Origin of the sequence: Haloarcula quadrata, from assembly GCF_003634715.1 — an archaeon.
Classification (GTDB): Archaea; Halobacteriota; Halobacteria; order Halobacteriales; family Haloarculaceae; genus Haloarcula; species Haloarcula marismortui.
In genome coordinates this window covers 1239009-1264805 of sequence record NZ_RBWW01000001.1, presented here as the reverse complement: position 1 = coordinate 1264805, position 25797 = coordinate 1239009, and the positions used below count along the sequence as shown (strand labels likewise).

Below are 25797 nucleotides of genomic sequence, written 5' to 3'. Positions count from 1 at the left end.
GTCATGAGTCCGTATGGACGCACTCGACGGTCCCGATGGAGAGACGCTGTACGTCGACCGGAGCGACGGCGACACCGGTACGAAAGGCGCGTTTTACGTCGTCTACCGCGACGCCGACCGCGAGCGCCGCTGGGGCTACTTCTGTAGCAACTGCGAGACGTTCAACAACGCGATGGACTCGATGGGACGCATCCGCTGTAACGACTGTTCGAACCTCCGCAAGGCCGAAGAGTGGGACGCCGCTCACGAGTAGTAGTCGGCCTGCGCGGCCGAACTGCCTACGCCGGCCACTGAGCTAGGTCTACCCCAGCCCCTGTGCCGAGTCGAATCACCCACCAAGCGTCCCTGTCTCATTGGTAGCGCTGCCGATTTCGTTTGTTTCCCTGGCCGTTTCCCCGGGAGAACTGTCAACAGCATGGCCAGTGGGAACGTTTATCAGATAGCCAGTGGTACTGGATCTCAGATGGGGGCCGTTACCACATCACTCGACGAGCAGGCCCGGTCGATATTCGACGACCTCGGATACACCGTGTCGCGCACTGGCACCGAACTGCGAGCGGAACGCGACTGGCGCGTCGTCACTGTCACAGTGCTCGACTCGCAGGACCCGATACCCGAGGGCGGCGACTTGCGTTGTTTCGTCACACGCACCGACGATGCGACGCACCTCAGCCGCCGCCTCAATCGGCAGGACGTATCCTATGACTGGGCTGTCATCGGGATTACTGAGGACGGCGACTACGAGGTGGTCCGTCACCCCGGCGATACAGCCATGTCGGCTGACGCCAACACTTAGGGGCCTCTCCCTTCACCATCCGGCGTGCAAGTCGGTGTCATCAATCAAGCGCTCGAACAGCTAGTTACGAACGTTGTTGACGCACTTCCGCGCCTCATAACCGCGTTCGTCTTTCTTGCGATCGCTGCGGTAGGCATCAAAGCGATCATGTTCGTTGTCCGGGCCGTTCTGAAACGGTCGCTGCCCGGCGAATCCCCCGTGTACCGACAGTTTCTGTCGGTGATCGTACTCGTGTTCCTGTGGTTCGGCGTAGCGCTGTCGTTCCTTTCTATCGTCGGCCTGACCGCCATCGCCGCGTCTCTCGGAACTGCGACCGGATTCCTCGCGCTTGGCGTCTCATACGCGCTCTCGGAGATGATCAAGGACGCTGTTGCCGGCGTCTACCTCCTCCGTGACCCCGATTTCAACCCCGGCGACACCGTCAAAGCCGGCGACACCACCGGGGAGGTGGCCGCCATCGAACTCCGGAAGACGCGGTTCCGCGTCGACGGTGACACCGTTGTCAGGGCCAACGCGGCCATCGAAGAACGCTGGACGAAAGTCGAGTCCGAGTCCTGAGCGAGGGTGAGGGCCGCGCTACCCGTTCACACGTGGTGTTTAAGCCTATCGACATCATATTCGACGTATGTTCGTCGGCCACGCGCTACTTGCGTTCGCCCTCGGAGCCCTCGCCGCGTGGTGGCTTGGGCTCTCCCGTGAGCGAGCGGTCCAGTTGGGCGTCATCGCCGGCCTGTTCGCCGCAGTTCCCGACGTTGATATCGTCTACGCCCCCTTCGGGCTGCTCGTTGGGGCCGCCGAGAACCTGACGGCCGACGGCTTCTGGGAAACAGCGAACGTCGTCCACCGTGGGCCGACACACTCGCTCCTGTTAGGGGCGGCACTCGCCGCCGCCGCCGGCCTCTGGGCCAGTAACTCGCGGGCTACCCGAATCGGGTCGCTGTCCATCGGCGCCGTACTGACCGTTCTCACGGGCACAGTCAGCGGTCCCATCGCAGGACTCGTGATGCTCGTGTTCGTTCTGGCCGTACTGGGTGTCGCCACAGTCGCACAGTCCCGCGATGTCAGCCCCCGGACGGTGACCGGGCTGGCGCTACTGGGACTCCTTACTCACCCGTTCGGCGACCTCTTCACCGGCGGCCCGCCCCCGTTCTTCTACCCCTTCGACGTGACACTCGTCGCCGAGCGGGTGATGCTCCACCCCGACCCGACCACGCACCTTCTGGCGGCGTTCGCTATCGAACTTGCGACGGTGTGGCTCGCCGTGTGGACGTACGTCCACCTCCGCGGCTACACGCTGACCGGGCTCGTCCGTCCGCGGGCAGCGCTGGGACTGGGGTATGCAGCAGCCGTCCTGTTCATGCCCGCACCGACGCTCGAACAGTCGGCGCACTTCGTGTTCAGCGTCCTCGCACTGGGCGTCGTCGGCGCGCCGACTCGGCCCTTCAGTGACGGTGTCGACTGGCTGGAGACCGTCGTGACGGGGCTGGCGGCAGTGTCCATCGCTGCGCTCGCGTACGCCATGGCGTACGGGGCCATCTGAAACAATCCCTCCGCCAATATCGGTCGATAGGGTTTTTCCAGTCGGGATGCACCAGCCAATATGAGCCGAGACGTAGCGCGGTTGCTCCGGGACGAGCGCGTCAACGCCCTCGCGGCGTGGTGCATCGTCGCTATGCTCGCGGCCGTGTCAGTGACAAGTGCCGTTCAGGCCGACCTGTTGTGGGCCGGATTCGCGGCGGTCGTTGCGGCGTTGGCGCTCTTTCCGCCAGTTCTATTGCGCAACCGGGACGCCATGCTGCCCTGGGAAATCCTCTTGCTGGCGGCGTCACCTGTTGTCGGCCGGCTGTTTGCGACGCTCTCGATGACCGGTAATCTCGCGACGTATCTCTCGGTTGCCGCCATCGCGCTCATTCTCGCCGTCGAACTCCAGCTCTTTACCCCTGTCCGGATGACGCCCCGGTTCGCCGTCGTCTTTGTGGCCATCACCACGATGGCTACCGCCGGCGTCTGGGCCGTCGTCCGCTGGGTAGCCGACCAGTTTCTCGGGACCACCTTCATCCTCGATCCGACGGTGTCCGAACACGTCATCGAGGAAGCGGTAATGTGGGAGTTCGTCGCATCGACCATCGCCGGCATCGGTGCCGGGGTGGTTTTCGCGTACTACGTCCGCCGGCAGGCTGGGACCAGCCGCGTCCCCGAGGAGGTCCAGCCTGACCTATGAGGGTCCGTGACCGCTTCAGCATCAGCACGGCGACACAGCAACGGCTCTCGCGAAGTCTGTCACTGGCTCTCATCGGCCTATTCGCAGTTGGTATCGAGCGGGGCAACGTCGGCATCATCGTCAATTCGGGCGTCGCCATCCTCGTCACGCAACTCCCGGCGCTGCTGGAGCGGGACTACGGCATTGCACTCGACCCCGCGCTGACGCTGTGGATTACCTCGGCGGCGTTCTTCCACGCGCTCGGGACTGTTGGCCTCCCGGGGTCCGAGGAGAATTTCTACGTCACTATCTGGTGGTGGGACCACTTCACCCACGCCCTCTCGTCATCAGTTGTCGCCGCAGTCGGGTACACGACCGTTCGTGCGCTCGACGAGCACACTGACGAGATCTCGATTCCCTCGCGGTTCATGTTCGTGTTCCTCCTCCTGTTCGTGATGGCCTTCGGCGTGTTCTGGGAGGTCATCGAGTTCTCGATTACGCTTGCTGCCTCGGCGACCGGGAACGACACGATTCTGACACAGTTCGGGCTCACCGACACGATGCTCGACCTCGTGTTCGACGCTATCGGTGCCATCATCGTGGCGATCTGGGGGACAGCACACCTCACTGACGTGGTCGGTCACGTCGAGACACTGCTGAACCGGCAGTCGCAGTGACCTGTCCGTACTTTTATCACATATCTGTGTGAACGAATAGCACGCAGATGGTTTTCAAAAAGATCACACTCATCGGGACCAGTTCGGAAAGCTTCGACAAAGCCGCCGACGATGCTATCGAGCGCGCGGAGGCCACACTGGACAATCTCAAATGGGTGGAAGTGGAGGAACTCGGCGTCGAGATCGCTAGCGTCGAGGGCCGCGAGTACCAGGCCGAGGTCGTCGTGGCGTTCGAGCTCGAAGCGTAGCTACGTCCGGAAGGACTCGCCACAGCCGCATTCGCTAACCACATTCGGGTTCTTGACGTGGAACCCGGCTCCCTGCAGGCCACCCTCGTAGTCGAGGACTGACCCCTCGATGTAGTCGATGCTGGCGTCGTCGACAAACACGCGGAGCCCGTTGCGCTCGAACACCTCGTCGTCTTCCTCGGGTGCGTGTTCGAACCGCATCCCATAGGAGAGTCCGGCACAGCCGCCCTGCTGGACGTACAAACGGAGCCCAGATTCTTCGACATCCATGCCTTCGCTTTCGAGGAGGTCAAGTGCCTCTCCTGCTGCCTGCTCGGTGACGGCTACGTCCTCGCCCCCGAGGTTCGGGTCGCCGTCGTCCGCTGTGCTGCTCATACACTTACGTGGACGCCCGAACGTGTTAACAGTGACGCCGGCACAGGGGGAACGCCCCCCATTCAGTTGACCTCGCTGTACAGCGTAACGATATCGTCGTATTCGAGCTTGCCGTTCTCGTTGAAGTCGTAGGCCGTCTTGTTGAGCGCGACGCTGTCATCGTCGAAATTGTCGAACAACAGCTGGATGTCATCGTAGTCTACTCGCCCGTTACCGTTGACATCCTCAAACCGCCCGTCGCCGTCGGGGTCGGTTGGCTCGGTACTCCCGGTGACCGGCGGCGGGCCGACGATGACAACACCCAGTTCCGTGTTCGCTACGAGCGCAGTACCACTGTCGTCATCAAGCCTCTCGACCGACACTTCGATGTCAGCCGTTCCGGCGCTCTGTCCGCGGATGTCGAGCGTGGCAAGTCGCGTGTCAGTGCCACCGACAACTGACTGGGCGTTCTTTTCCACATCGGCAAACCGGATATCGGCGGACGCTCCATCACTGGCAACGTCCGTCTCGGAGATACTGAATGGGTCAGCGACTGTCACACCTGTTATCGTTGCGATTTCGGGGTCAGAAATAGTGACAGTCATCGCTGCGCCTGAGAGTCTTGTCTCCAGCCAGCGGCCGGTCAGTTCTGCCGTCCCGTTCTTGCCGTTGCCGACGGCGATAGAGTCGGCGAGGATCAACGGGTTGTCATCGGGGATGCCGGGCTGGCCTGCGGTGAGTTCGACTGTTGCATCCGTTCGCATCGGCGCACCGGGTTCGTCGACGTACTCTAAGACCTGAAACTCCGTCGTCCAGTTGTCAGGCGTGACCGTACAGCGGACGTAGCCGCGCTGATTGTTGTAGTACTCTACGTTGTCGTTCTCTGTGACGACGTAGCGACCGAAGTCGTCCATGTCGGTGCCGTTCCCGCCCGACGAGATTGATGTCCCGACGAACTCCGCGCCAACTGGTTCACTGGAGCCGTCTTTGGCACTGATAAGCGTATTCGCCCAGTGAGAGTGGAAATCACCGGTGATGACCACCGGGTTGTTGGCGTCCTCCTCAAACGCAGTTTTGACCAGATTCTGCTCGGGGACGTAGCCGTCCCACTGCTCTGTCCGGAACCCTTCTTCTGGCCCCTGCTTGAAGTCCATCGTCGCGAAGGGAAGCTGGTTCGCCAGCACGTTCCACGTCGTCTCAGTGGCCGAAAGATTCTCAAGCAACCACTCCTCCTGTGCGTCCCCGAGGATGGTTCGGTCCTCCTCGAAGCGCTCCGCACAGTCGACCTTATTGAACACGTCATCGCAGGCCTGGTCGGACCGATAGAGCCGCGTATCGAGGACATTGAAATCGAGCAGGTCACCGAACTCGTAGTATCTGTAGAGCTTCTGGCTGGCGTCGTCGGGCTTTTGCTCCATCCGGAACGGCAGATGCTCGTAGTACGCTTTCAATGCCGCCGCGCGGCGCTGTATAAACGCCTCAGTAGATTGCTTGTCGGGGTCCTGCGGAACGTTCCCTGCCCAGTTATTGTCGACCTCATGGTCGTCGCGAGTAACGAGCCACGGGGCGCTGGCGTGAGCGGCTCGCAGATTCGGGTCTGATTTGTAGAGGCCATAACGGAGTCGGTAGGTGTCAAGATCCGTCGTCTCCTTCCTGTATTCCTGTGGGAGCGACTTTTCGCGCGGTGATTCTGAAACATCGATGCCGTACTCGTAGATGTAGTCTCCCAGATGGACGATGAGGTCAAGCTCGTCTTCAGCCATCTGCCCAAATGCTGTGTAGTGGCCATCGACCCAGCGGTTACATGAAGCAAAGCCGAACTGAAACGCGTCGACGGACGCGCCGGCGGCGGGCGCGGTCTTGGTCCGGCCAATCGGACTCGTCTCACCGCGGCACGCAAACTGGTAGTAGTACTCGGTAGCGGGTTCAAGCCCGTCTGCGTCGACGTGGATAGTGTGCGCGTGGTCCGGTTCGGCAGTGGCGGTCCCGGTGTTAACGATATCGCTCATCCCTTCGTCAGTGGCGACCGTCCACTCGACGCTGAATGTCTCACTGGGCATCGCACCGTCCGCTTCGAGGGGGTTCGGGGCGAGCCGCGTCCAGATGATGACAGAGTCAGGGAGCGGGTCACCGGATGCGATCCCTAACGTGTACGGGTCCGATTCGAAGTTGCCGTCGTCGTCCACCATCGCACTGGCGCTTGTAGACAGTCCGAGCACAGCCGCCAGCGAAACGCCGCCAGTTCGCTGCATGAACGTTCGCCGGTTCTGTGCTGTTGTGTCTATTTCAGGGAGGTCCGTAGGCCTCATGCCTAGCTGCCGCCCCAGACGCCGATTAAAATTTTATAATATTGATATGTTATAGTTGTATCTCTTCGTTCCGGGTATGTTGTTTCTGGGTTGCGAATTACGCATACACCGGGCGCAATAGGTATCGATACCTGTAAAATCAAGCATCTTATGCTGCAGGCTATTCGGTGACCCGGCAGCAACGCAGACGCGGCGTGGTCCTACCCACGCATCTGACGAAAGCACGGAGTACCGACGGACTCACACCGATATATCGACGGCCACTGTGCTGTCCGGTGTGGCAGCTACTCGAACCGTTTGCGGACGCTCTCAGCGTGGGCGTCCAGCCCTTCGGCTTCGGCGAGAGTCGTAATCGTGTCCGCGATGTCGCCCAGCGAATCCTCGGAGAGGCGCTGGACTGTCGTCGACCGGACGAACGTGTCTACGGAGAGACCGCCGGTGACCCGCGCGTTGCCGCCGGTCGGCAAGACGTGGTTCGTCCCGGTCGCGTAGTCGCCGGCTGCAACGGGGCTGTACGGGCCGAGGAACACGGACCCGGCGGAGGGAATCCGTTCGAGGAGCGATTCGTCGTCAGCGGCCTGAATCGAGAGGTGTTCGGCGGCGTACTCCTCGGCGAAGAGGACGGCTTCGCTCATCGAACGAGCGAGGAGGACGCCAGATGTGTCGTTGTCCAGTGCGGCGCGGATGACTGCCTCGCGCTCCCGGCCGTCAGCCTGCTCGTCAACGGCATCGACGACCTGCTCGGCGAGGTCCGCGTCGTCGGTGACGGCGACGACAGAGGCGTTCTCGTCGTGTTCGGCCTGTGCGATGAGGTCTGCCGCGACCAGTTCCGGGTCCGCGTCGCCGTCGGCGACGACCATAACTTCGGAGGGGCCGGCCAAGAAGTCGATTGCCACGTCGCCACGGACCTCGGCCTTCGCCGCTGTGACCCAGCGGTTGCCGGGGCCGACGACGATGTCCGTCGCGCTCACGGTCTCGGTCCCGTAGGCCAGCGCCGCAATGGCCTGTGCGCCACCGACTTGGTAGACGGCGTCAGCACCGGCGACGTGGATGGCGGCCAGCGTTACGGGGTTGACCTCCTCGGCTGGCGGGGTGGCGACGGCGACGTGCTCGACGCCAGCGACCTTCGCCGGGATGACGCCCATCAGCACGCTGGAGGGGTAGGCCGCCGTGCCACCGGGGGCGTACACCCCAGCGCTGTCGAGCGGGCGGAATCGGCGGCCCAGTTCACGCCCCTCGAAGTCGTCGCGCCAGTCCTCGGGGACCTGTCGCTCGTGGAACGCGCGGATGTTCGCCGCGGCGTCTTCGATGGCCTCGCGCACGTCGTCGTCGATTTCCTCGTAGGCCCGCTCGGCGGCGTCCGTGATGTCGATGTTACCCACGGAGACATCGTCGAACTCCTCGGCGAAGCGCCGCAGCGCCACGTCGCCCTCCTCGTGGACCTGCGAGACAATATCGCGGACATCGTCTCTGACGGCGTCGACACCGGCGTCGCGTTCGAAGAAAGCGGCCCGTTCGTCGGGACCAAGGTCAGCTATCGTCCGTACGTTCATACGCCTGATTCGGGACGGGGCAAAAAACGGGTTTCCCTTCTCGTCACCGTTTTCCGGCACTCGGACATACACCGCCTATGGCCTCACTCGACGACCACCGTCGCCAGACGACCGACCTCCCCCCAGCGACGACCGAGTATTTCGCGCCCGAACTGGCGACTATTGATAGCTATCTGGAGACAGTCCCACCGACCATCGACACGGCGGCCGGCGACGCCGCAGTCGGCCCGATACACACGCTCCCGTGGTTCTACGTGGCCGACCTGACTGGCTGGCGCGGCAGTACGCTTGCCCGACTGCTAGCCGCAGAGCAGGGCGCGGCCTGCTACGAACTCTCCGCCGGCGCTGCGGACGCGCTTCCGGCCCTGTGGTCCCTCATTGACGAGAGCGGTGACAGCCCCGTTGTACTCCATCTGGACCTACAGGGCGACGGCGGACGGATTCAGCGAACGCTCCGGGAGGCGCTCCGACGCGGCTACACGCATACTCCCGACGGCTGGGACGAGCCGGTGCGCGGCGAACCAGCGAACTTCCACGTCGTCTTCACCGACACGAACCCCTCGAAGCGCCTGTCTGTACCACTGCCCGCTGCAACCACGTCCACCACTGGTGCTGTCCTCTCGTATGCGCCGCGCCGGAGTATGCTCCCGGAACGGCCCGACGGGACGACCGTCCTCTCGGACCCGCCAGCGCTCCACGACCGTGAGGCCGAACTGGAGCAGTTCCTGCTGGCTGCGCTGGCTGGCTACGGTGACGACGACGCCAGACAGCAGTACGTCGACAACGCCGTCGAAATTCTGTCGATAACCCATTCGCTCATCGGGAAGCGTGACCTGCTGTTCGATGTGTCGCCGCGACTGGCGCTAAAATACGGGTCGCTCTTGGACAGGCTTTCAGTCGGTGCGACGACAGAGCGACTCGGTCAGGACGTGCTCGGGCAAGTGCCACAGAGTCCCGGGAGCGAGGATATTCGGGCAACGCTTCGGGACCTGCTGCCGAAATAGGTGGCCGAGATGGCGGTTGTAGCGCCGTCCGCGCGCTCAGTTCGCGTCGCTGACGATTTTGATGACCGCTCCCTCCTCAAGTTCCGTCTCATCGCTGATGCGCCGGTTCTCACGGGCGTCGACGGCGTGGATGTAGCCGTCGCCGATGTCTGAGTGGACAGCGTACGCAAGGTCTTTCGGGGTTGCTCCTTGTCGCAGCAGGAATGCATCGGGGAGGACGTTCTCCTGCCCATCGGTCCAGTGCGTTTCGTTCTGGACAGGGTAGGCCGTCAGATGGTCGAGCAGGTCGTAGACGGCGGTGTCGAGAGCGCCCTGAACGCCGGTGCCGCCCCAGTCGTCCATCACGCCACGGATGCGGTTCAGCCCCTCTCGTTGCTGGTCGCTCACGTCGCCGACGATATCGAAGTCCGGGTCGCCCGGGTCGTAGTCGATGACGCCAGCCTGTGCGGCGTTGCGCAACGCGAGTTCGCCGTCGGCGGTCGCGGGCACGACCACGTCGGCGGCTTCCTGCAGGGCTTCGATGTTTCCCTCCGGAGCGATATCGGCCTTGTTCGCGACGACGACGAGCGGCTTCGTCCGCTGGCGTATCTCTGTCGCCAGTGCTTCGCGGTGCTCGTCGGTCCAGGCGATGGGGTCCTCGGGGTACTCTAGGTCACGGAGCGTCCGTGCCACGTCGAGTTCGGAGGCCCCGACGCCGGCCAGCATATCCACGAGCGATTCGTCGAGCTTGAAGTCCGGTGACCGGGACTGCCGTTCGATTGACTCCCAGTTGCGCTCGACGATGCTGGCGAGCCACAGGTCCATCTCCTCCTCGACGAAGTGGACATCCTCGACAGGGTCGTGCTCGCCGACTTCGACGGGTTCGCCCTCGGCATCAGTCCCACCAGAGGCGTCGACGACATTGAGGATCACATCGGCGGTCGACAGCTCGTCGAGGAACTGGTTCCCGAGGCCGCGCCCCTCGTGTGCCCCGGGAACGAGGCCGGCCACGTCGATGAGCTCCACCGGGACATAGCGCTTGCCGTCCCGGCAGTTATCGTCACCACAGCGTTCCTCCCGGTCGAGGCAGGGGCAGTCCGTTCGGACGTGGCTGACCCCGCGGTTGGCGTCGATGGTCGTGAACGGGTAGTTCCCCACGTCCACGTCGGCCATCGTCGCCGCCTTGTAGAAAGTAGACTTGCCGGCGTTCGGCTTCCCGGCCAGCGCGATAGAGAGCATGGCAGGACCTACCAGTGGCCGCCGAAAGGGGGTTTCGGTTCGTGGCCCTACAGGCTGACCCACTCGCCGCGGTCGTCACTTTGTTCGATGGCGTCGAGGACTCGCTGTGCGGCGAGGCCGTCGGCGAAGGACGGCTCCTGTTGCCTGCCATCGGCCACGGCTGAGAGGAACTCGTAATTCTCGTGGACGAACGTGTGCTCCCAGCCGATGACGTGGCCGGGGGGCCACCAGTGGTCGACGTAGGGGTCGTCTTCGTCGGTGATAAGCACCTGCTGGAAGCCGCGGTCACCCTCGGTGAGCACCTGCAGTTCGTTCAGCCGTTCGAGGTCGAACTTGATTGCCCCCTTCGACCCCTCGATTTCGATGGTGTGAGCGTTTTTGTGGCCGTTGGCGACCCGTGACGCTTCGAGCGTTCCCATCGCCCCGCTGTCAAACGCGATCTGGGCGCTGTAGGCATCGTCGACGGTCACCGGACGCGTCTCGTCGCTGCCCTCCACAGGGCGCTCCTCGGTGAACGTCCGGAGATGGCCGCTCACGTCTGTTATTTCGCCGGCGGCGTCGCCGAGCAGGAACCGGGCCAGGTCGACCGTGTGCGACCCGAGGTCGCCGAGCGCCCCGCTGCCGGCCATCTCCTCGTCGTTGCGCCAGGACCACGGGGCCTCGGGGTCGACCAGCCAGTCCTGGAGGTACTGCCCGCGGAAGTGGTGAATCTCCCCGAGGACGCCGTCGTCGATGAGCCCCTTCGCGTACTGGATGGCCGGGACGAACCGATAGTTGAACGCCGCGCCTGCGAGCACGTCGGCGTCAGCAGCGGCCTCGGCCATTTCCTCAGCCGTATCGAGCGTGGGCGCGAGCGGTTTCTCGCAGAATGTTGGCGTGCCAGCCTCCAGCGCCGCGATGGACGGCTCGGCGTGGACGTGGTTCGGGCCGAGATTGTAGAACACGTCGACCTCGTCGACGATATCCCGCCAGTCTGTTGCAGTCCGGTCGAAGCCGAACTGGTCGGCCGCGTCGGCCAGCGCGTCCTCGTCGCGGCCGACGAGCACGTCCTTGTTGACGGCGGGCGCTTCGGGGAAGAACATGGGCAGGCGGTCCAGCGCGTTTGCGTGGGCCTCGCCCATGAAGCGGTAGCCGAGCATACCGATATCGAGGGTCATAGCCGGCTGTTCACTCGGGGTCGAAATAACGCTCATGGTGACGGCAGGGCAGCGGGCCGCCCCGAGGGAAAAGCCAAAACCGGATGCCCGTGTTGATACTCCATGGCCACTGAAACGACCGTCCGTATCGAGGATATCATGTCGACGCCGTTAGAGACGATTTCCGCCGACGAAACCGTCAAAGCGGCCGCGACGCAGATGCAAGCGCAGAACATCAACGGCATCTTCGTGCCGGGGGCAGAGGCGGGCATCATCACCACCACCGACATCGTTGATGCCGTCGCAAGCGGGAAGGACCTCTCGTCGGCGACCGTCGGCGACGTGATGACGTCGCCGGTCGAGCGGGTGACGACCTCGCTCGAACTGGGCGAGGCCGCCGCGATGATGACGACCTACGACATCAAGCACCTCCCAGTCATCGACGAGCATCAGGACTACGTCGGCATGGTGTCGTCGACGGACATCACGCAAGCGCTCTCCTGAAGGGAGCTGTTCTCCGGCGGGCTTTCGACAGTCAGATGAAGTCGTCTATACCGGTTGAATTGCCGTCGTTGTCACCTGTTCCGGGCAGCGCGTCCGCGATGGCCGAGGTGAACGAGGCGAGGCCGCGGGTCTGGTACCAGACTGTTCCGGGGCCGGTGAAGTCCATCACGAGGCCCTCGCCGCTGAGCAGCGTCGACTTCAGCCCGCCGACGCGGTGGGCGTCAAAGTTGACTGACTCCTCCCAGGCGACGACGTGGTCGTTGTCGATTGTGTAGGACTCGCCGGCGTCGAGTTCGACGGTCTCCAGTCCGCCGAAGGCCTCGATGAGGACGTTCCCGGTCCCTTTCAGCGCCAGCGGCGTGATGCTCGCGCCGGCCAGCAGCGATTTGATACCGCCGAACTCGGAGTCGATGTCGATGCCGGGGTCGGACGCGAGGAACGCCCCGTCGACGGCGTACAGCGTCTCGCCCGTGAGTTCGTGGTGGTGGACGTCACCGGGCGTCGGCGGCGCGAGCGTCACGGTTCCGGGACCGCCCCTGGCGGTGAACTCGTTTGCGAGCAGCGACTCGCCGCCAAGCATCGACTTCGCGGAGCTGAGGAGGCCATCCCGGCTGGTCGTCGTTTCGATTTCGATAGTCGGCGAGTGGCTGACCATCGCGCCGGGTTCGGCGAGTATCGATTCGCCGCTGTCGAGGGCAGCGCGGACGTGCGTGTACGAGGGCTTGTGTGTGAGTTCGATGTCCATAAGTGTCACTGGATACGGGAATCCAGTCGTAGTATCTCACAGACAGTATATAAGAGTAAGTGTCAAAAAAGCCGCTTCGTTGGTTCTATTGCTTACTCAGCCCAGTAGGCGTCGCCGGGCTGGGTCTCGAAGACAGCGCGGTCGAGCACGTCGACTGCCTTTTCGAGCCCCTCGCGGGCGCTGGTCAGCGAGTCCTCGTGTTCAATAGAAAGTGCACCGTCGTAGCCGACCATCCGCAGCGTCGACACGACGTCTTTCCAGTGAGATTCGTCGTGGCCATAGCCGATAGAGCGGAACAGCCACGACCGGTCCGCCTCGTCCGTGTACGGCGCGGTGTCCAGCACGCCCTTCTCGCGGGCGTTTGACTCGTACACTTTCGTATCCTTGGCGTGGACGTGGTGGATGGCGTCGTGCTCACCGAGCAGGCGGATGGCTTCGGTCACGTCGATACCCTGCCAGTACAGATGCGACGGGTCGAAGTTTGCGCCGATGCGGTCGTTCGTCCGGCGGCGCAACTCCAGCAGCCCGCGGGGTTCGTACACCAGCATGTTGGGATGCATCTCGATGGCGACATCTACGTCGTGTGCGCCCGCATGGGCCGCGAGGTCCGACCAGTATTCGTCGGCGACGCGCCACTGGTACTCGTGGGCGTCGGCGTGCTCGGTCGGCCACGGGGCGGTAATCCAGTTCGGGACCTCGTCGTTCGGGCCGCCGGCGGGCAGCCCCGAAAACCCCGTGACGGTGTTCACGTCGAGCTGGTCGGCCAGCCGAATCGCTTCCCGGAGTTCCCGGTCGGCCTCTGCGGCGCGCTCGTCGTCCGGGTGAAGCGGATTGTTGTGTGTCGCCAGCGCGCTCACCCGGAGGTCGTGTTCGTCTAAAAGCGCCTCGAGTTCGGCCTGTTTCTCCTCGTTGTCGAGATACGCCTGCCGGTCGAGGTGGTCGTCGCCGGGGAAGCCGCCACACCCCAGTTCGACCGCGTCGACGCCTAAGTCGCTGAGATACGCCAGCGCGTCATCGAGTGACTGTCCGCCCAGCGGGACCGTCAGTACACCAATGTCCATGCGCGGCGATACAGCCGGTGTCGAAAAAAGCGTACTGCCGTCGCTCCGGCCTCGCTATCCAGCCCACAAGCAGTACAGACCAGAGGCGGACCGCGACAGACCGCGGCGTAAAGGATTAACGCCGGGAGTGCGGTGGTACTGTCATGATTGTGGCCGTACTCGGAACCGGACAGCGGGGGCGGGATGTCGCACAGCGATGTGTCCGTGCGGGCCACGAAGTGCGTCTTCGGGGAACGGATGCGTCGGACGTGATGGACCGGGTCGACGAGATCCGGCGCGCATTCAACAGGGACCTCTCGGCCGGTATCGACGGAACCACCGGACTCGAAAGCGCCGTCAGCGGCAGCGATGTCGTCATCGACGCAACCAATGGCGGGACGGAGAGCCATCGAGAGGTGGTCGCCGAAACTGAGACCATGGTCGAGGACGAGACGATCATCGCCGTCAGCGACACGTCACTGTCGGTGACTGCCGTCGCTACTGGCCTGCGGAGCCCGGACCGTGCCGTTGGCCTCAACCTCGTCGACCCGCCAGACGGCGCTATCGTCGAGGTCGTCATCGCCGAGCAGACGACGGCGGCGACCCGCGACCGCGTCACTGACTTCGTCAAAAGTCTGGACGCGTCGCCAGTCGTCGTGCGAGACACACCAGGGTTCGCCGCGCTCCGCCTCGAACTCGCTGCCATCGCCGAAGCGATCCGGATGGTCGAGGATGCTGTCGCCGGGATTCGTGACATCGACCGGACGTTCGAGCGCGGGGAGTCGGACCGCGACGGGCCACTCGTCCGCGCCGACCGCCACGGGCTGGAAACGGTGCTCACAGCGCTCGAAGACCTCTCCAAACGGCTTGATGAACGGTTTGCGCCCCCGGCGCTGCTCCGACAGAAGGTCGCAGACGGGCAACGCGGCGCAGTCACCGGCGAGGGATTCTACGTCTGGGAAGACGGCACACCGACGACCGGTGCCGAGCCGGACCCAGACGTGCCAACGCGAGATAGCGAGCCCGATCTCAGATGAGCACGCAGGAGGACCCCCCGGCCGAACCGGATAGAGAGGACGACGAGTTCGCGACGCTGTTCAACGAACTTCAGGAGCTAGAACAGCTCGTCGACTCCGAAGACGAGCGACGGCAGGTCCGGGATGCAATGCGTGCGGCCGCCGATTCACAGGACCACGAGCCTGCGACCTTTGGTCGGGTCGTCTGGGGCTTCGGGCGGTCCGACCTCGCGGAAGCACTGCTTGGCTCGCTGTTGTTCGGGATTCCGATGGCTGTCGAAGGCGGAACAGTGGATGCTGGGCTTCACATCGCCCAGCACCCGCTGTATCTCGCCGCGACAGTCATCATCGCAATCGGGCTAGTCATCTCAATTCTGTACGTCGCTGATTTTCAGGACGTGCGTGTTGCGAACCGAATACTGGGCGTCATCCCCCGCCGACTCGTCGGCGTCACCGGGACGGCACTCGTCGTGTCCGTCGCGCTGCTTACTGGTTGGGGGCTGGTCAAGTGGTCGACCGACCCCGCAGTCGTCTACGAATCGGCCTGTATTTGTGCCGTGGCGTTCGTCCCGATGGCGATCGGCGCTGCGCTCGGGGACATCCTGCCCGGGAACTAGGGCCATGGCAGTCACTCGCGGTGGCGGTCGCGTTTGGCAATCGTTAAAAGCCGCGGTCGGATACGGAGTGGTATGAGCGAGAGCCAACAGAAACAGGCGCGCAAGTGCGTCTCGTGTGGCATCAACATCGCCGGCACGAACGCCGCCGCGTTCAAGTGCCCGGACTGTGGCCAGCAGATCTACCGCTGTGCCACCTGCCGGAAGCAGAGCAACCTCTACAAATGCCCGGATTGCGGCTTCATGGGGCCATAACAATGGGGAAAGTAGCAGCCAAGATCAAGGTCATGCCGGAGAGCCCCGAAGTCGACCTCGACGACCTGCAGGAGCGTCTCGAGGGCGTGCTTCCCGAAGGAACGAAGATCAACGGATTCGAGCGCGAGGACGTCGCCTTCGGCCTCGTCGCGCTGACGCCAACGGTCATCGTCCCTGACGATACTGGTGGCACGGAAGCCGTCGAAGAGGCCTTTGCGAACGTCGATGACGTCGAGTCGGTCTCCATCGAGAGCACCGGTCGCCTGTAATCGACTCGTCGCTGTCGTTTTCTACTCGGCTCCGTAGCAACTGCAAACGCGTGGCTGGCGACAGTCACGGAACGCACGTTTTATTAGGGCGACCGGATTAGCGGAGAGCAAGAATGCCTAGTTCAAACGGACCTCTCGAAGGAACACGAGGCAAGCTCAAGAACAAGCCCCGCGACCGCGGCACCTCGCCGCCCCAGCGCGCCGTCGAAGAGTTCGACGACGGCGAGAAAGTCCACCTCAAGATTGACCCGTCCGTGCCGAACGGGCGCTTCCACCCGCGGTTTGACGGCCAGACCGGAACCGTCGAGGGGAAGCAGGGTGACGCGTACAAGGTCGATATCGTCGACGGTGGCAAAGAGAAGACCATCATCGTCACCGCTGCGCACCTGCGCCGGCAAGAATGACGATATTCAAAGAAAAAGTCAGTGAGGAGTTCCTGACGGTCGCGGAGACCAAGGAGATACTCGAAGACCTCGAGATGGAGCGGGCCGCGGACGAGGACCGCGAGATGCGCTACGAGCTCAAGCGGGCTATCGAGCACGTCAACCGGTTTGCCCTCCTCGACCCCGAGGAGTCGCTGCAGCTGGTCGAAGAGCTCGAAGAGCTCGAGAAGGTCGACACGCCGACGGCCTACAAGATCGCGAACCTCCGGCCGCTGGACCGCGACGAGCTCCGGGCCGTGTTCGCTCAGGAGCGGTACACGCTCGACGGCGACGAACTCGACGAGATAATCAACATCGTCAAGCAGTACGCGTAACGACGCCGTCAGTTCGGCTGCCGCCGCTCTTTCTCTGATTTCGACAACGACCAGTCACGCGAACAGTGGTCGCTTTCCGCTGCCGTCGAACCGAACACGAAGAGAGCGACGGCGTCCCGTGAAGCGGTTGGGGGCATCCACCGGCATTAAGTGTGCTGTGCTCGTACTGCCTGACATGACTGAATCGGAGAGCGGCGGCGACACTATGATGGCGGCTGTCCTCGATGTCCTCCCGCACGGGCGGCCTGGAGACGACCGGCCACAGCACCAGAAGGAGCCGCTCGCGTACGCGCTCGACATCGATGAGTTCTACATTTACGAGCTGCAGCTTGCGGACAAGGATGCCGATATCGCGTTCGGTGACCGCATTGATCTGACAGAGTTCGGTCGCGTGACGGAAGTCGAGTTCGAGGATATTCCGAGCGGTGCCCGCTCGGAGCTCGACTACGCCGTCGAGGAGGTTGTCGAGGCGAACGAACAGCGCTTCGTCGACTTCTACAACGACGCCCAGCCGATCACGCTTCGACTCCACCAGTTGAACCTCCTGCCGGGCATCGGGAAGAAACTCCGGAACACGATTCTCGACGAGCGAAAGCGAAAGCCCTTCGAGAGCTTCGAAGACCTCGAAGAGCGCGTCAGCGGCCTCCACAGCCCCAAGGAGACGCTTGTCGAGCGGATACTCGAAGAGCTACAGGATGACGACCTGAAGTACCGACTGTTCGTCCGGCGCGAGGAACAGTCCTCGTAACACTGTCGGCTGCAAGCAGCTAGGGTAGGGCCACCAGCACAAGGCGACCCTTTTCTACCGCGACCCGCTACGGCTCGCTAATGACTACGACTGAGACAGGGACTCGGGACCCCGACGCGCTTGTCCGGCGGGCCGGCAAACGGGCCGACACCCGGCAGGACCAGCACTTCCTCGTCGACGACCGGGTACTGGACCGAATTCCGGGATACACGACTGATGCGGACATAGACCTCTCGCACGTTCTGGAGATCGGCGCAGGCCCGGGTGCGCTGACCGACCGCCTGCTCGCAACGGCAGAGCGGGTGACTGCAGTCGAGCGCGACCCGGACTTCGCGGCCCATCTCCGCGAGGAGTTCGCCGAGGTAGTCGCGGCGGACCGGCTCACTATCGTCAAGGGTGACGCGCTTGAAGTTGACGTACCCGATTTCACCGCCAGCATCTCGAATTTACCCTACGGCGCATCCTCGGAGATCGCGTTTCGGTTGCTGCCGGAACAGCGCCCGCTTCTGTTGATGTTCCAGCAGGAGTTCGCCGAGCGGATGGCCGCCGACCCGGCGACAGACGACTATGGGCGGCTGTCGGTTACGGCAGGCCACTACGCCGACGTGGAGGTCGTCGAGACGGTGCCGCCGGAAGCGTTCGACCCCCAGCCTCGTGTGACGAGTGCGCTCGTCCGGACGATGCCGCGGACCCCGGATTACACCGTCCCCAGCGACGACTTCTTCATGGACTTCCTGAAGGCGGTGTTCACCCAGCGCCGGAAGACGATGCGCAACGCCGTCCGCAACACGGCCCACATCTCCGGGCTGGGCGACCCTGACGCGGTGGTCGAGGCCGCCGACGAGGACCTCATGAGCGCCCGCGCCGGGAAGCTCACGCCGGCCGACTTCGCCACGCTGGCGACACTCGCGTACGAGGTCGGGCAGCCGGAGGCCTGAGATGGGTGAAGAGGCGAACGACAGCGGCGACGGGGGCGACGGTTCCGGCAGCCGCCCCTCGCTGGCCGACCAGCGGGGCGTCGAGTCGGTGTACCAGCCAGCGGAGGATTCGGACCTGCTGGCCCGGACGGCCCGCGAGCGAGTCGAGGCGGGTGATACCGTCCTCGATGTGGGGACGGGCTCCGGCTATGTCGCCGCGACGCTTGCCGACGCCGGGGCACGGGCGGTGGGCGTCGACGTGAGCCCGTTGGCCTGTCGAGAGGCGGCCGAGAACGGCGTCCCGGTCGTTCGCGGCGACCTCGTCGAGCCGTTCCGGGCGGACGCCTTCGACCTTGTCGCGTTCAATCCGCCGTATTTACCAACCCCGCCGGAGCAGGAGTGGGACGACTGGATGGAGCACGCACTGTCGGGTGGCGACGACGGACGGCGACTCGTCGACCCGTTTCTCGAAACTGTCGAGCGCGTGCTGGCTCCGGGCGGCGAAGCACTCATGCTCGTCAGCAGTCTCACGGACCCGGCTGCAGTGCGAGCGTACGCGAGCGAACACGGGCTGGCGAGCGAGCAGCTTGCGAGTGAGAAACACCCATACGAGGTCCTCGTCGTCCTGCGGTTCTATCGCGATTGATTACTGCTGGGCATTTTATCGAATAGGAAATATTAAAGCCCGTCATTTCCTACTCCACGGCAATGACACAGGTAATCGCCACGACCCCTGGGCTCTTTCCGCTTCCGGACTGGGCCAAGGACGAACTGGCAGATCTGAAAGGCCATCAGAAGACCGACCTCATCTCGGGCGACGAGTCCGGCGAGGTCGTCGCGGTCTACGACAAGGCCCGCGAGGACGTCATCACCATCCAGCAGGACGCCGGGCTCGACCGCGTGGTCGAGGGCCAACTCCGATGGGACGACATGCTCGCGCACCCGCTCGCGGTCCACGACAGCGTGGAGACGAAAGGCATCGTCCGCTACTACGACAACAACAATTTCTACCGAGAGCCGGTCGTACAGGGTGACCTGAGTGCTGACGGCGGCGACGTTGCCGCAGACCTCGGCGCGGCCGCCGAGCACGTCGACAACGGCCTTCAGGCCGTACTCCCCGGGCCGTACTCGCTTGCGGACCTCGCGACGGACGAGCACTACGGTGACGACGCCGCGTTCCTCGATGCTATCGCCAACTTCCTCGTCGAGGAAGTGAACGCGTTCCCGGATGTCGAGACGCTGTTCCTGCTTGAGCCGTCGCTGGTCGAGAACGCACCCGCCGACGGCGAGGACGAGCGCGCCGCCGAAGCAATCGACGCCGTCGCCTCAGCCGCCGACGCCGAGGTCGTCGCTCACACTTACTGGGGCGCAATCGAGGAGAAGGCCTACGCGCACCTGATGGACGCCGACGTGGACGCCATCGGCTTCGACCTCGTTGCGAACCACGACCAGACCGTCTACAACGTGCAGGAGTACGGCACCAAGGACGACGTGGCGCTTGGCGTCGTCGACGGCCAGAACACGCTCGTCGAGTCGCCCGAAACGATCCGGGACCGAATCGACTGGTTCGAGCAGCAGACCAACACTGCTTACGACACCGTCTACGCGACGGCGAACACGGAAACGTTCTATCTCCCGGTGAACAAGTTCGAAGATAAGCTCGAAGCGCTCGCAAACGCCGCGGATCTGGAGGCGGCGGAGGCATAACGATGACAGGACCACGAGACCAGTTCAAACCGGCGGACCACCCGAACGACCACTTCCTGCTGACGACCGTCGTCGGCTCCTACCCCAAGCCCAAGTGGCACGACCGTGCCCGCGAACTGTTCGAGGATGAGGACGCTGACTTCGGCGAGGACGAGTGGGAGGAATCGAAAGACGACGCCTCGCGGCTCATCACCCACGAGCACGAGCGTGCGGGCCTCGACGTCATCTGTGACGGCGAGATGCGCCGCAACGAGATGGTGGAGTACTTCGCCCACCGCATCGACGGCTACAAGTTCAACGGCCGCGTGAAGGTGTGGGGCCACAACTACTTCGACAAGCCGAGCGTCGCCGACGAGGTCGAGTACGGCGAGCAGTGGCTCGTCGAGGAGTTCGAGTTTACTGACGAGGTCGCCGAACGGCCCGTCAAGGTTCCGATTACAGGGCCGTACACGCTCGCCAACTGGTCGTTCAACGAAGTGTACGACAGCGAGGAGCAGTTGGCCTACGAACTGGCCGACCTCGTCAACGAGGAGATCGAGGCGCTGGTCGAGGCTGGCGCTCGATACATCCAGATCGACGAGCCGGCACTGGCCACGACGCCGGACGACCACGCCATCGTCGGCGAGTGTCTGGAGCGCATTGTCGACGAGATCCCTGACGACGTGCGTCTCGGCCTGCACGTCTGTTACGGCGACTACTCGCGCATCTACCCCGAAATTCTGGATTACCCGGTCCACGAGTACGATCTGGAACTCGCAAACGGCGACTACGACCAGCTCGACGTGTTCAAAGAGCACGAGTTCACGAAGGACTTCGCCATGGGGGTGCTGGACGCCCACACCGCAGAGGTCGAGTCCGTTGCGGAAATTAAGGAGAACATCAAGAAGGGGCTGGAAGTCGTGCCCCCGGAGCGACTCACCGTTTCGCCGGACTGTGGCGTGAAGCTCCTGCCCCGTGAGGTCGCCCGCGGGAAGATGGAGAACATGGTGCAGGCCGCCCGGGAAATCGAAGAGGAGCTGGATGCCGGCGAGATTGACGTTGTTGCGGGTGGTGCGGAAGCGCACGCAGACGATTGAATCGGTAAGCAGTCTCGACCGCGAGCTGTCAACTGTTTTGTAGCGAACGAGTAGCGAGAGTCCGAACGTGGGCGGGCTCTCGAATACCAAGCGAAGGGTGCGGGACACGCTGCGCTTCGAACCTGAATCGGTGAAGCCGTGCATGGAGCGACCAGCGAGCAGCGCGGGCTGAGCGACCGACAGGAGTCTGCTCACGGTGCACGGTTGACTGTATTTCGACGAAGGTGGGCTTTGATTTCGGCAGCTATCGAACATTCTCGCACGCGGCGGCCCCTGAACCGGCAAATGTAGCAGACACATCTGGCGACCATATCGGGTGCGGGGTCGACCAAGAACTGTGGAACTCCGACCAGCGCGATCTCGAACTGTCCGTCACGGGAATGCTTGAACACCAAGGCACCCGGAAGACAACTATTTACTTTCTTATAAATTTGTGAATTTGCCGTCTAAACTGGAAGAGACACACCGTACGTTTGTTCGACAGACATCGAAACTAACATCGACCCAAGAGGAATATAACTGTTGATATACTAATAGTATAAGGGTATTCCATAGTCAGGTGAATACCCTATATTATGGATATAGAGCGCCTCAAACCATTGATTCTCGAATATAGTTCGTGCTGTGTGTTAGCACATAAGTCTGGGAAAGAGTTTTTAGGGTCTCTGGAGAAGCTAGCGATGAGAAAGCTATGACAGGGGACACACATCTTCGGGCAGAACTGTATCTTCGTGGAGATACGTACGGCACGTTCGACGCACAACAGCAGGTGCTCAATCGGGTGAAGCGACTGGAGGCCAACGGCGTGTTCAGCGAGTCGATGGTCGCCGGTGAGTGGCAGCGGATCAGGACGATGGCGGAGGACAAGCGGTCGGAAGCCATCCAGACATACGAGGAGTTCACAGACTGGGCAGGCCAGAACGGCCACTCGCTCGAACCGGCGTTCGAGCGGCGGAACCGGAGCTACGTCGGGATGGACCGCGTCGACGACGTGGTCGTGTTCCCAGTCGTCTCGCTGGCAATTTATTACGGCGACGACCTGGAGGGCGTATTCCCGTGCTCGGACAACCAACGGACCTACACTGTCGGCGACGCGCTAGAGGCTTTCGAGCGCGGCGACGAAGACTGGCTCGCACAGTTCGACTCGCTGTCGGTTGACCGGACCGACCCGCTGCTGGAACCGGGCGTCGACGCGACGATTTAACCGCGTAGCGCGTCGACTGGTTCTTCGCTCGCTGCTTTCCAGGCCGGATACAGCCCGCTGACGATACTCGTCAGCACCCCGAAGGAGAACGCCGCACCGACGTACCAGGCGTTCGGTAGCCTGAAGACGGCCATCGCGTCACCGACGGCGTAGTGGTTTATCGCCAGCCCGGCACCGAGGCTCAGAATGACACCAGCGACGCCACCGAGGAACCCAAGCAGCGTCGCTTCCATCAGCATCACTTTGAGGACATCCCGCTTCTGATAGCCGACAGCTCTGAGGACGCCGATTTCCTCCCGGCGTTCGACAGTGGACATCAGCATGACGTTGAGAATCGAGATGCCGGCCACGAGCAGCGAAATCGATGCGATGCCGGCGAGGACGGTGTTGATGATCTGGAACTGCTCTTCGATGGTGTCGACGAGCGAGCCCAGTTCCTGCACGAAGACCCGCTCCTCACGGTCGTTGAGCGCGTCGCGGATCCCCATTGCCGTCTCGTTGGCCCGTGTCCCGGTCGACTCAATAACGTACACTTCCGAGTAGCCACGCTGGCTGAACGACGTCGCCGGCATGATGATTCGGTTGTCGGGGTTCGTCGAGGAGAACGGATCACCTTCTTCGAGCACGGCCCGGATACGGACACTGGTCCCGTTGACGGTGATCTGGCTCCCGGGATGCAGGTCGTGCTCCTCCGCGACGTTCGACCCGACAAGCGCACCGGACCGGAACGGCGATACCCGCCCCTCCTTGGCCTCGTACAACTCCGCCGGGTTCTCAACGCCGTATATTGTTTCCCTGACTGCGTCCTCGCGGTTGTACGACACCGGCTCCACGCGGGTCTTCACCGGTGAGACAGTTGCTGTTGGGCTCGCCTCCCGGCGGATCGAGCGTATATCTCGTTCGGTGAGTTCAGTGATGTTTTCGCCGGAGTTCGGATACACCGTGAGCTGGTTTCCGACGTTGCCGAGGTTCTGGGTAAACGAGTACTGGAGCGCGACGCCGAACATCCCCAGCGAAGCGATGGCAACGACGCCGATGACGATACCCAGCGACGCCAGCAACGACCGCATCTTCGTTCGCGTGAGGTTGCGCCGCGCCATCAGCGCGGCCGGGAAGAACCTACCCGCCATTTTTTCGTTCCCTCCCGATGGTGCCGTCGACCAGATGGACGGTCCGGTCGACGTATTCGTTGACCAGGTCGTCGTGGGTGACTGCGACGATTGCCACGTCGTCCTCGTCGGCGATGCGTTGGAACTCGTCGAGTATCTGCCGCCCGGTTTCGCTGTCGAGGTTACCCGTCGGTTCGTCGGCGAGAACGACCTTCGGGCTGTTGATGAGCGAGCGGGCGATGGCGACGCGTTGCTTCTGGCCGCCGGAGAGTTCGTCGGGCTTGTGGCCCAGTCGGTCACCGAGCCCAAGCCGCTCTAAGAGCGTTCTGGCCCGTTTTTTGACTTTCGGGTCACTGTCCAACAGCAGTGGTACTTCGACGTTCTCGACAGCAGTCAACGTCGGCAGGAGATAGAAGTGCTGGAACACGAACCCTATCGTTTGCTTGCGGAGCGCGGTCCGCTTGCTGTCGCCGAGGCCGGTCACGTCCTGCCCCTCAAGCAGGACGGTCCCCTCTGTCGGCGTATCTAGCAGTCCAAGGATGTTAAGCAGGGTCGTCTTGCCACTGCCGCTGGGGCCCATAATCGAGACGAACTCGCCGGCTTCGAGGGTGAAGTCGATACCCGCGAGTGCGTAGAGGGTCTGGCCGCCGGTCCGGTAGCGCTTGACCAGTCCCTGTGCGTCGATAACCGTCATACCTCGATATCGTCGTCACCGCGGCGATAGCGGCGCACGAGGACACCGACGACGACGAGTAGTGCCAGGCCGCCGGCGATGAACACCGGCAGCATACTGTTCTGGTCACCGCCCCCGCTGTCGTCGTCCTGGCCCGCTTGCTGTGCTGAAGCGCCCATCCGATCGATATCCACGTCGAACGTCTGTCGCTTCCGCGTGTCGTCGACGAGGTAGGTCACCTCCAGCGGTACCGACGTGACATTCCCCGTCGTCTGGGCGTACACGTCGAAGGAGACGAAGTCACTGGCCGGGACCGTGCCGACGAAGTAATCCCGGTTCGGGGTCGCCGGAGTGACGCTCTCAGTGTTGACGACGCTGACGAGGACGCTGTCCGCATCCGTCGACCCGACGTTGCTTGCACTCCCTGAAATCTGGAGGCGTCCCCCCTGTCGGATCACGTCCAGACCGGTGAGGTCGATCGTTCCCGGGACGGATCGGAGCGTCGTTTCGGTCGTCATCTGCTCCGTTTCAGTCCCGAGTTCGTAGTTGGCCGTGACAGTGACATCCGCACGGGGTTCGTCCATCGTGGCGTTCAGTCGCACCTGTCGGGTCGTACTCGCTGAGATGTTCTCAAGCAGGACACGCTGGAAAGACGCGTTCTCCGACGTTGCACTAATCATGACATCCGAGAGCGGAGCGTTGGCCCCGTTCGAGACCGCGACCCGCAACGCGCGGTCAGTGCCGCTGCCGACCGCAGTCGTATCGAGTTCCACACTGTTCCGTAGCGGGTCCGAATCGATGACTGTCGTCCGTGTCGTGCTACGGGTAGTGTCTCCGTCAACAGTGTAGCTAATCGTTGCGGTCAGTGAGTGTTCGCCGGCAGATTCGGGTCGGAACCGGAACGGGGCTGTAATCGAGCCGTTCTCTGCGACGCTTGACCGGACTGTCCGACTCTTTGTCATCTTGACGCCATCGCCTTCGACGACAATCTCAACGTTCGTTATCTGGGTGTCGAGCCCGTTTGCGACGGTGACCTCGCCGGTCGACTCAACGCCGGCGACAGAGTCGTCAGCCGTGATATCCATCTGCGGGTGCCGCTCCTGAACGTTCAACTGGACCGGATATTTGAGTTCGATGTTGTCTCCGGTCTTGCGGTCACGGCCGTACACGATGACGCGGAGGTCCTTGCTTCCAGCCGAATCAAACGAGGCGGTCAGGGGTACTTCCAGTGTGCTGCCCGGCGAAATTGAGCCAAGGTCCGAGACGCGTTCGTACTCTGTGATTCCTCTGCCGCCCGACTTCCGGATTGCAATATCGTTGATTTCGAGCGGGGCATCGCTGCTCTCAAGATTCCGGACAGTCGTGTCGAACGTGACGGTTTCGCCCGGCGCTGGCGATGACGGCGACACGTCAACGGTTGATATCGATGCGTTGACGCTCGCGCCGGCGACTGACAGCGGAAGCGAGCCGACGATGACCAAGCAGGCGAGTACAGCCACACCGTGACGCATCACGCAGTCACCTCTGGCTGTAGTAATCGTATGCTGGTCCGACAACTCATTGGGAGGACGCTATCGGGGACCGTTACCATGTGCGCCGGTCCGTTCCGGTCAGTGTTAAATATGCTGCATAGACCGCAGTGGGAAACTGCTATGATAGCGCCCCTCC

General features: G+C 63.0%; 31 protein-coding genes. 21 read left to right on the top strand and 10 right to left on the bottom strand.

Features of this window, described 5'->3' with window-relative positions; translation table 11 throughout:
- The first annotated feature begins 13 nt into the window (after window positions 1-13).
- The 7 genes from BDK61_RS06500 (at window position 14) to BDK61_RS06470 (ending at window position 3921) form a co-directional block, all read left to right on the top strand.
- On the top strand, window positions 14-253 hold the full coding sequence (locus BDK61_RS06500; protein ID WP_004962750.1) for a DUF5816 domain-containing protein: 240 nt from the start codon (window positions 14-16) through the stop codon (window positions 251-253).
- Window positions 254-463: 210 nt separating this feature from the next.
- Window positions 464-796, top strand: coding sequence for a DUF7116 family protein (locus BDK61_RS06495; RefSeq protein WP_121302733.1), 333 nt, complete (start codon window positions 464-466; stop codon window positions 794-796).
- Window positions 797-820: 24 nt separating this feature from the next.
- Complete coding sequence (locus tag BDK61_RS06490; RefSeq protein ID WP_004962758.1) at window positions 821-1354, top strand: mechanosensitive ion channel domain-containing protein; 534 nt, start codon at window positions 821-823, stop codon at window positions 1352-1354.
- 67 nt (window positions 1355-1421) lie between these two features.
- Window positions 1422-2336, top strand: coding sequence for a metal-dependent hydrolase (locus BDK61_RS06485; protein WP_121302731.1), 915 nt, complete (start codon window positions 1422-1424; stop codon window positions 2334-2336).
- Between the two features lie 60 nt (window positions 2337-2396).
- Window positions 2397-3017, top strand: coding sequence for a hypothetical protein (locus BDK61_RS06480; protein ID WP_121302729.1), 621 nt, complete (start codon window positions 2397-2399; stop codon window positions 3015-3017).
- Entirely contained in the window at window positions 3014-3673 is a 660-nt protein-coding gene (locus BDK61_RS06475) for a hypothetical protein (RefSeq protein WP_121302727.1), read from the top strand. The genes BDK61_RS06480 and BDK61_RS06475 overlap by 4 nt, the downstream gene beginning before the upstream one ends.
- 47 nt (window positions 3674-3720) lie before the next feature.
- Window positions 3721-3921: a dodecin gene (locus tag BDK61_RS06470; RefSeq protein ID WP_004962769.1), complete on the top strand. Its 201-nt coding sequence runs from the start codon at window positions 3721-3723 to the stop codon at window positions 3919-3921.
- On the opposite strand, the gene BDK61_RS06465 is transcribed toward BDK61_RS06470, so the two are convergent.
- The 3 genes from BDK61_RS06465 to hisD all read right to left on the bottom strand — a co-directional run bounded on the left by BDK61_RS06465 (window position 3922) and on the right by hisD (window position 8137).
- Complete coding sequence (locus BDK61_RS06465) at window positions 3922-4296, bottom strand: HesB/IscA family protein (RefSeq protein ID WP_004962771.1); 375 nt, start codon at window positions 4294-4296, stop codon at window positions 3922-3924.
- Between the two features lie 62 nt (window positions 4297-4358).
- Window positions 4359-6584: an alkaline phosphatase D family protein gene (locus tag BDK61_RS06460; RefSeq protein ID WP_244209716.1), complete on the bottom strand. Its 2226-nt coding sequence runs from the start codon at window positions 6582-6584 to the stop codon at window positions 4359-4361.
- A gap of 284 nt (window positions 6585-6868) precedes the next feature.
- Window positions 6869-8137 carry a histidinol dehydrogenase gene (gene hisD, locus BDK61_RS06455; protein ID WP_121302725.1) on the bottom strand — a complete coding sequence of 423 codons (1269 nt, stop codon included), beginning with the start codon at window positions 8135-8137 and terminating at the stop codon, window positions 6869-6871.
- A 77-nt stretch (window positions 8138-8214) separates the two neighbouring features.
- Here hisD and BDK61_RS06450 point away from each other — a divergent pair, with 77 nt between their 5' ends.
- Window positions 8215-9141, top strand: coding sequence for a hypothetical protein (locus tag BDK61_RS06450; protein ID WP_121302723.1), 927 nt, complete (start codon window positions 8215-8217; stop codon window positions 9139-9141).
- A 36-nt stretch (window positions 9142-9177) separates the two neighbouring features.
- Here the strand turns inward: BDK61_RS06450 and BDK61_RS06445 are convergent, their stop codons facing one another.
- Window positions 9178-10359: a redox-regulated ATPase YchF gene (locus tag BDK61_RS06445; protein WP_011222925.1), complete on the bottom strand. Its 1182-nt coding sequence runs from the start codon at window positions 10357-10359 to the stop codon at window positions 9178-9180.
- A 47-nt stretch (window positions 10360-10406) separates the two neighbouring features.
- A complete protein-coding gene (locus BDK61_RS06440; protein ID WP_121303907.1) occupies window positions 10407-11516 on the bottom strand; it encodes a Gfo/Idh/MocA family protein in 1110 nt (369 codons plus the stop codon).
- Window positions 11517-11618: 102 nt separating this feature from the next.
- Between BDK61_RS06440 and BDK61_RS06435 the strand changes: the two genes are divergently transcribed.
- On the top strand, window positions 11619-11999 hold the full coding sequence (locus BDK61_RS06435) for a CBS domain-containing protein (RefSeq protein ID WP_004962786.1): 381 nt from the start codon (window positions 11619-11621) through the stop codon (window positions 11997-11999).
- Between the two features lie 31 nt (window positions 12000-12030).
- Here the strand turns inward: BDK61_RS06435 and BDK61_RS06430 are convergent, their stop codons facing one another.
- Both BDK61_RS06430 and BDK61_RS06425 read right to left on the bottom strand, forming a co-directional pair.
- Window positions 12031-12744 (bottom strand): TIGR00266 family protein, encoded by a 714-nt coding sequence (locus BDK61_RS06430; RefSeq protein WP_004962788.1) that lies wholly within the window; start codon window positions 12742-12744, stop codon window positions 12031-12033.
- 92 nt (window positions 12745-12836) lie between these two features.
- Complete coding sequence (locus tag BDK61_RS06425) at window positions 12837-13805, bottom strand: sugar phosphate isomerase/epimerase family protein (RefSeq protein ID WP_121302721.1); 969 nt, start codon at window positions 13803-13805, stop codon at window positions 12837-12839.
- Between the two features lie 143 nt (window positions 13806-13948).
- Between BDK61_RS06425 and BDK61_RS06420 the strand changes: the two genes are divergently transcribed.
- From BDK61_RS06420 to BDK61_RS06365, 12 genes are all read left to right on the top strand, one after another.
- The gene (locus tag BDK61_RS06420; RefSeq protein WP_121302719.1) at window positions 13949-14821 is read left to right on the top strand and encodes a 3-hydroxyacyl-CoA dehydrogenase family protein; all 873 of its coding nucleotides are present in this window, start codon (window positions 13949-13951) and stop codon (window positions 14819-14821) included.
- On the top strand, window positions 14818-15417 hold the full coding sequence (locus tag BDK61_RS06415) for a DUF2391 family protein (protein ID WP_121302717.1): 600 nt from the start codon (window positions 14818-14820) through the stop codon (window positions 15415-15417). Before BDK61_RS06420 ends, BDK61_RS06415 begins: the two co-directional genes overlap by 4 nt.
- 72 nt (window positions 15418-15489) lie before the next feature.
- A complete protein-coding gene (locus BDK61_RS06410) occupies window positions 15490-15669 on the top strand; it encodes an HVO_2753 family zinc finger protein (RefSeq protein ID WP_004516620.1) in 180 nt (59 codons plus the stop codon).
- Window positions 15670-15671: 2 nt separating this feature from the next.
- Window positions 15672-15938, top strand: coding sequence for an elongation factor 1-beta (locus tag BDK61_RS06405; RefSeq protein WP_004962801.1), 267 nt, complete (start codon window positions 15672-15674; stop codon window positions 15936-15938).
- A gap of 113 nt (window positions 15939-16051) precedes the next feature.
- Entirely contained in the window at window positions 16052-16342 is a 291-nt protein-coding gene (locus BDK61_RS06400) for a 50S ribosomal protein L21e (protein ID WP_004962804.1), read from the top strand.
- On the top strand, window positions 16339-16695 hold the full coding sequence (locus BDK61_RS06395) for an RNA polymerase Rpb4 family protein (protein ID WP_004962807.1): 357 nt from the start codon (window positions 16339-16341) through the stop codon (window positions 16693-16695). The genes BDK61_RS06400 and BDK61_RS06395 overlap by 4 nt, the downstream gene beginning before the upstream one ends.
- Before the next feature lie 175 nt (window positions 16696-16870).
- Entirely contained in the window at window positions 16871-17443 is a 573-nt protein-coding gene (locus BDK61_RS06390; RefSeq protein ID WP_004962808.1) for a DUF655 domain-containing protein, read from the top strand.
- An 80-nt stretch (window positions 17444-17523) separates the two neighbouring features.
- On the top strand, window positions 17524-18381 hold the full coding sequence (locus BDK61_RS06385) for a 16S ribosomal RNA methyltransferase A (RefSeq protein WP_121302715.1): 858 nt from the start codon (window positions 17524-17526) through the stop codon (window positions 18379-18381).
- 1 nt (window position 18382) lies between these two features.
- Complete coding sequence (locus BDK61_RS06380; RefSeq protein WP_121302713.1) at window positions 18383-19006, top strand: HemK2/MTQ2 family protein methyltransferase; 624 nt, start codon at window positions 18383-18385, stop codon at window positions 19004-19006.
- Between the two features lie 62 nt (window positions 19007-19068).
- Window positions 19069-20067 (top strand): 5-methyltetrahydropteroyltriglutamate--homocysteine methyltransferase, encoded by a 999-nt coding sequence (locus BDK61_RS06375; RefSeq protein ID WP_121302711.1) that lies wholly within the window; start codon window positions 19069-19071, stop codon window positions 20065-20067.
- 2 nt (window positions 20068-20069) lie between these two features.
- On the top strand, window positions 20070-21143 hold the full coding sequence (locus BDK61_RS06370) for a methionine synthase (RefSeq protein WP_121302709.1): 1074 nt from the start codon (window positions 20070-20072) through the stop codon (window positions 21141-21143).
- 691 nt (window positions 21144-21834) lie between these two features.
- Window positions 21835-22347, top strand: coding sequence for an HTH domain-containing protein (locus BDK61_RS06365; RefSeq protein ID WP_011222918.1), 513 nt, complete (start codon window positions 21835-21837; stop codon window positions 22345-22347).
- On the opposite strand, the gene BDK61_RS06360 is transcribed toward BDK61_RS06365, so the two are convergent.
- From BDK61_RS06360 to BDK61_RS06350, 3 genes are read right to left on the bottom strand one after another with little or no spacing between them, the layout of a single operon-like run.
- Complete coding sequence (locus BDK61_RS06360) at window positions 22344-23477, bottom strand: ABC transporter permease (protein ID WP_004962826.1); 1134 nt, start codon at window positions 23475-23477, stop codon at window positions 22344-22346. The genes BDK61_RS06365 and BDK61_RS06360 overlap by 4 nt on opposite strands.
- Window positions 23467-24150 carry an ABC transporter ATP-binding protein gene (locus BDK61_RS06355; RefSeq protein ID WP_004962828.1) on the bottom strand — a complete coding sequence of 228 codons (684 nt, stop codon included), beginning with the start codon at window positions 24148-24150 and terminating at the stop codon, window positions 23467-23469. Before BDK61_RS06355 ends, BDK61_RS06360 begins: the two co-directional genes overlap by 11 nt.
- A complete protein-coding gene (locus BDK61_RS06350) occupies window positions 24147-25640 on the bottom strand; it encodes a COG1361 family protein (RefSeq protein ID WP_121302707.1) in 1494 nt (497 codons plus the stop codon). The genes BDK61_RS06355 and BDK61_RS06350 overlap by 4 nt, the downstream gene beginning before the upstream one ends.
- Window positions 25641-25797: the final 157 nt, after the last annotated feature.

Coding starts and splice junctions, on each gene's coding strand:
- BDK61_RS06375 (WP_121302711.1), top strand. CDS start 19,069: ATGACACAGGTAATCGCCACGACCCCTGGGCTCTTTCCGCTTCCGGAC.
- BDK61_RS06445 (WP_011222925.1), bottom strand. CDS start 10,359: ATGCTCTCTATCGCGCTGGCCGGGAAGCCGAACGCCGGCAAGTCTACT.
- BDK61_RS06440 (WP_121303907.1), bottom strand. CDS start 11,516: ATGACCCTCGATATCGGTATGCTCGGCTACCGCTTCATGGGCGAGGCC.
- BDK61_RS06500 (WP_004962750.1), top strand. CDS start 14: ATGGACGCACTCGACGGTCCCGATGGAGAGACGCTGTACGTCGACCGG.
- BDK61_RS06350 (WP_121302707.1), bottom strand. CDS start 25,640: ATGCGTCACGGTGTGGCTGTACTCGCCTGCTTGGTCATCGTCGGCTCG.
- BDK61_RS06495 (WP_121302733.1), top strand. CDS start 464: ATGGGGGCCGTTACCACATCACTCGACGAGCAGGCCCGGTCGATATTC.
- BDK61_RS06480 (WP_121302729.1), top strand. CDS start 2,397: ATGAGCCGAGACGTAGCGCGGTTGCTCCGGGACGAGCGCGTCAACGCC.
- BDK61_RS06405 (WP_004962801.1), top strand. CDS start 15,672: ATGGGGAAAGTAGCAGCCAAGATCAAGGTCATGCCGGAGAGCCCCGAA.
- BDK61_RS06450 (WP_121302723.1), top strand. CDS start 8,215: ATGGCCTCACTCGACGACCACCGTCGCCAGACGACCGACCTCCCCCCA.
- BDK61_RS06415 (WP_121302717.1), top strand. CDS start 14,818: ATGAGCACGCAGGAGGACCCCCCGGCCGAACCGGATAGAGAGGACGAC.
- BDK61_RS06475 (WP_121302727.1), top strand. CDS start 3,014: ATGAGGGTCCGTGACCGCTTCAGCATCAGCACGGCGACACAGCAACGG.
- BDK61_RS06390 (WP_004962808.1), top strand. CDS start 16,871: ATGACTGAATCGGAGAGCGGCGGCGACACTATGATGGCGGCTGTCCTC.
- BDK61_RS06435 (WP_004962786.1), top strand. CDS start 11,619: ATGGCCACTGAAACGACCGTCCGTATCGAGGATATCATGTCGACGCCG.
- hisD (WP_121302725.1), bottom strand. CDS start 8,137: ATGAACGTACGGACGATAGCTGACCTTGGTCCCGACGAACGGGCCGCT.
- BDK61_RS06425 (WP_121302721.1), bottom strand. CDS start 13,805: ATGGACATTGGTGTACTGACGGTCCCGCTGGGCGGACAGTCACTCGAT.
- BDK61_RS06410 (WP_004516620.1), top strand. CDS start 15,490: ATGAGCGAGAGCCAACAGAAACAGGCGCGCAAGTGCGTCTCGTGTGGC.
- BDK61_RS06485 (WP_121302731.1), top strand. CDS start 1,422: ATGTTCGTCGGCCACGCGCTACTTGCGTTCGCCCTCGGAGCCCTCGCC.
- BDK61_RS06470 (WP_004962769.1), top strand. CDS start 3,721: ATGGTTTTCAAAAAGATCACACTCATCGGGACCAGTTCGGAAAGCTTC.
- BDK61_RS06380 (WP_121302713.1), top strand. CDS start 18,383: ATGGGTGAAGAGGCGAACGACAGCGGCGACGGGGGCGACGGTTCCGGC.
- BDK61_RS06400 (WP_004962804.1), top strand. CDS start 16,052: ATGCCTAGTTCAAACGGACCTCTCGAAGGAACACGAGGCAAGCTCAAG.
- BDK61_RS06420 (WP_121302719.1), top strand. CDS start 13,949: ATGATTGTGGCCGTACTCGGAACCGGACAGCGGGGGCGGGATGTCGCA.
- BDK61_RS06360 (WP_004962826.1), bottom strand. CDS start 23,477: ATGGCGGGTAGGTTCTTCCCGGCCGCGCTGATGGCGCGGCGCAACCTC.
- BDK61_RS06465 (WP_004962771.1), bottom strand. CDS start 4,296: ATGAGCAGCACAGCGGACGACGGCGACCCGAACCTCGGGGGCGAGGAC.
- BDK61_RS06460 (WP_244209716.1), bottom strand. CDS start 6,584: ATGAGGCCTACGGACCTCCCTGAAATAGACACAACAGCACAGAACCGG.
- BDK61_RS06365 (WP_011222918.1), top strand. CDS start 21,835: ATGACAGGGGACACACATCTTCGGGCAGAACTGTATCTTCGTGGAGAT.
- BDK61_RS06385 (WP_121302715.1), top strand. CDS start 17,524: ATGACTACGACTGAGACAGGGACTCGGGACCCCGACGCGCTTGTCCGG.
- BDK61_RS06395 (WP_004962807.1), top strand. CDS start 16,339: ATGACGATATTCAAAGAAAAAGTCAGTGAGGAGTTCCTGACGGTCGCG.
- BDK61_RS06370 (WP_121302709.1), top strand. CDS start 20,070: ATGACAGGACCACGAGACCAGTTCAAACCGGCGGACCACCCGAACGAC.
- BDK61_RS06355 (WP_004962828.1), bottom strand. CDS start 24,150: ATGACGGTTATCGACGCACAGGGACTGGTCAAGCGCTACCGGACCGGC.
- BDK61_RS06430 (WP_004962788.1), bottom strand. CDS start 12,744: ATGGACATCGAACTCACACACAAGCCCTCGTACACGCACGTCCGCGCT.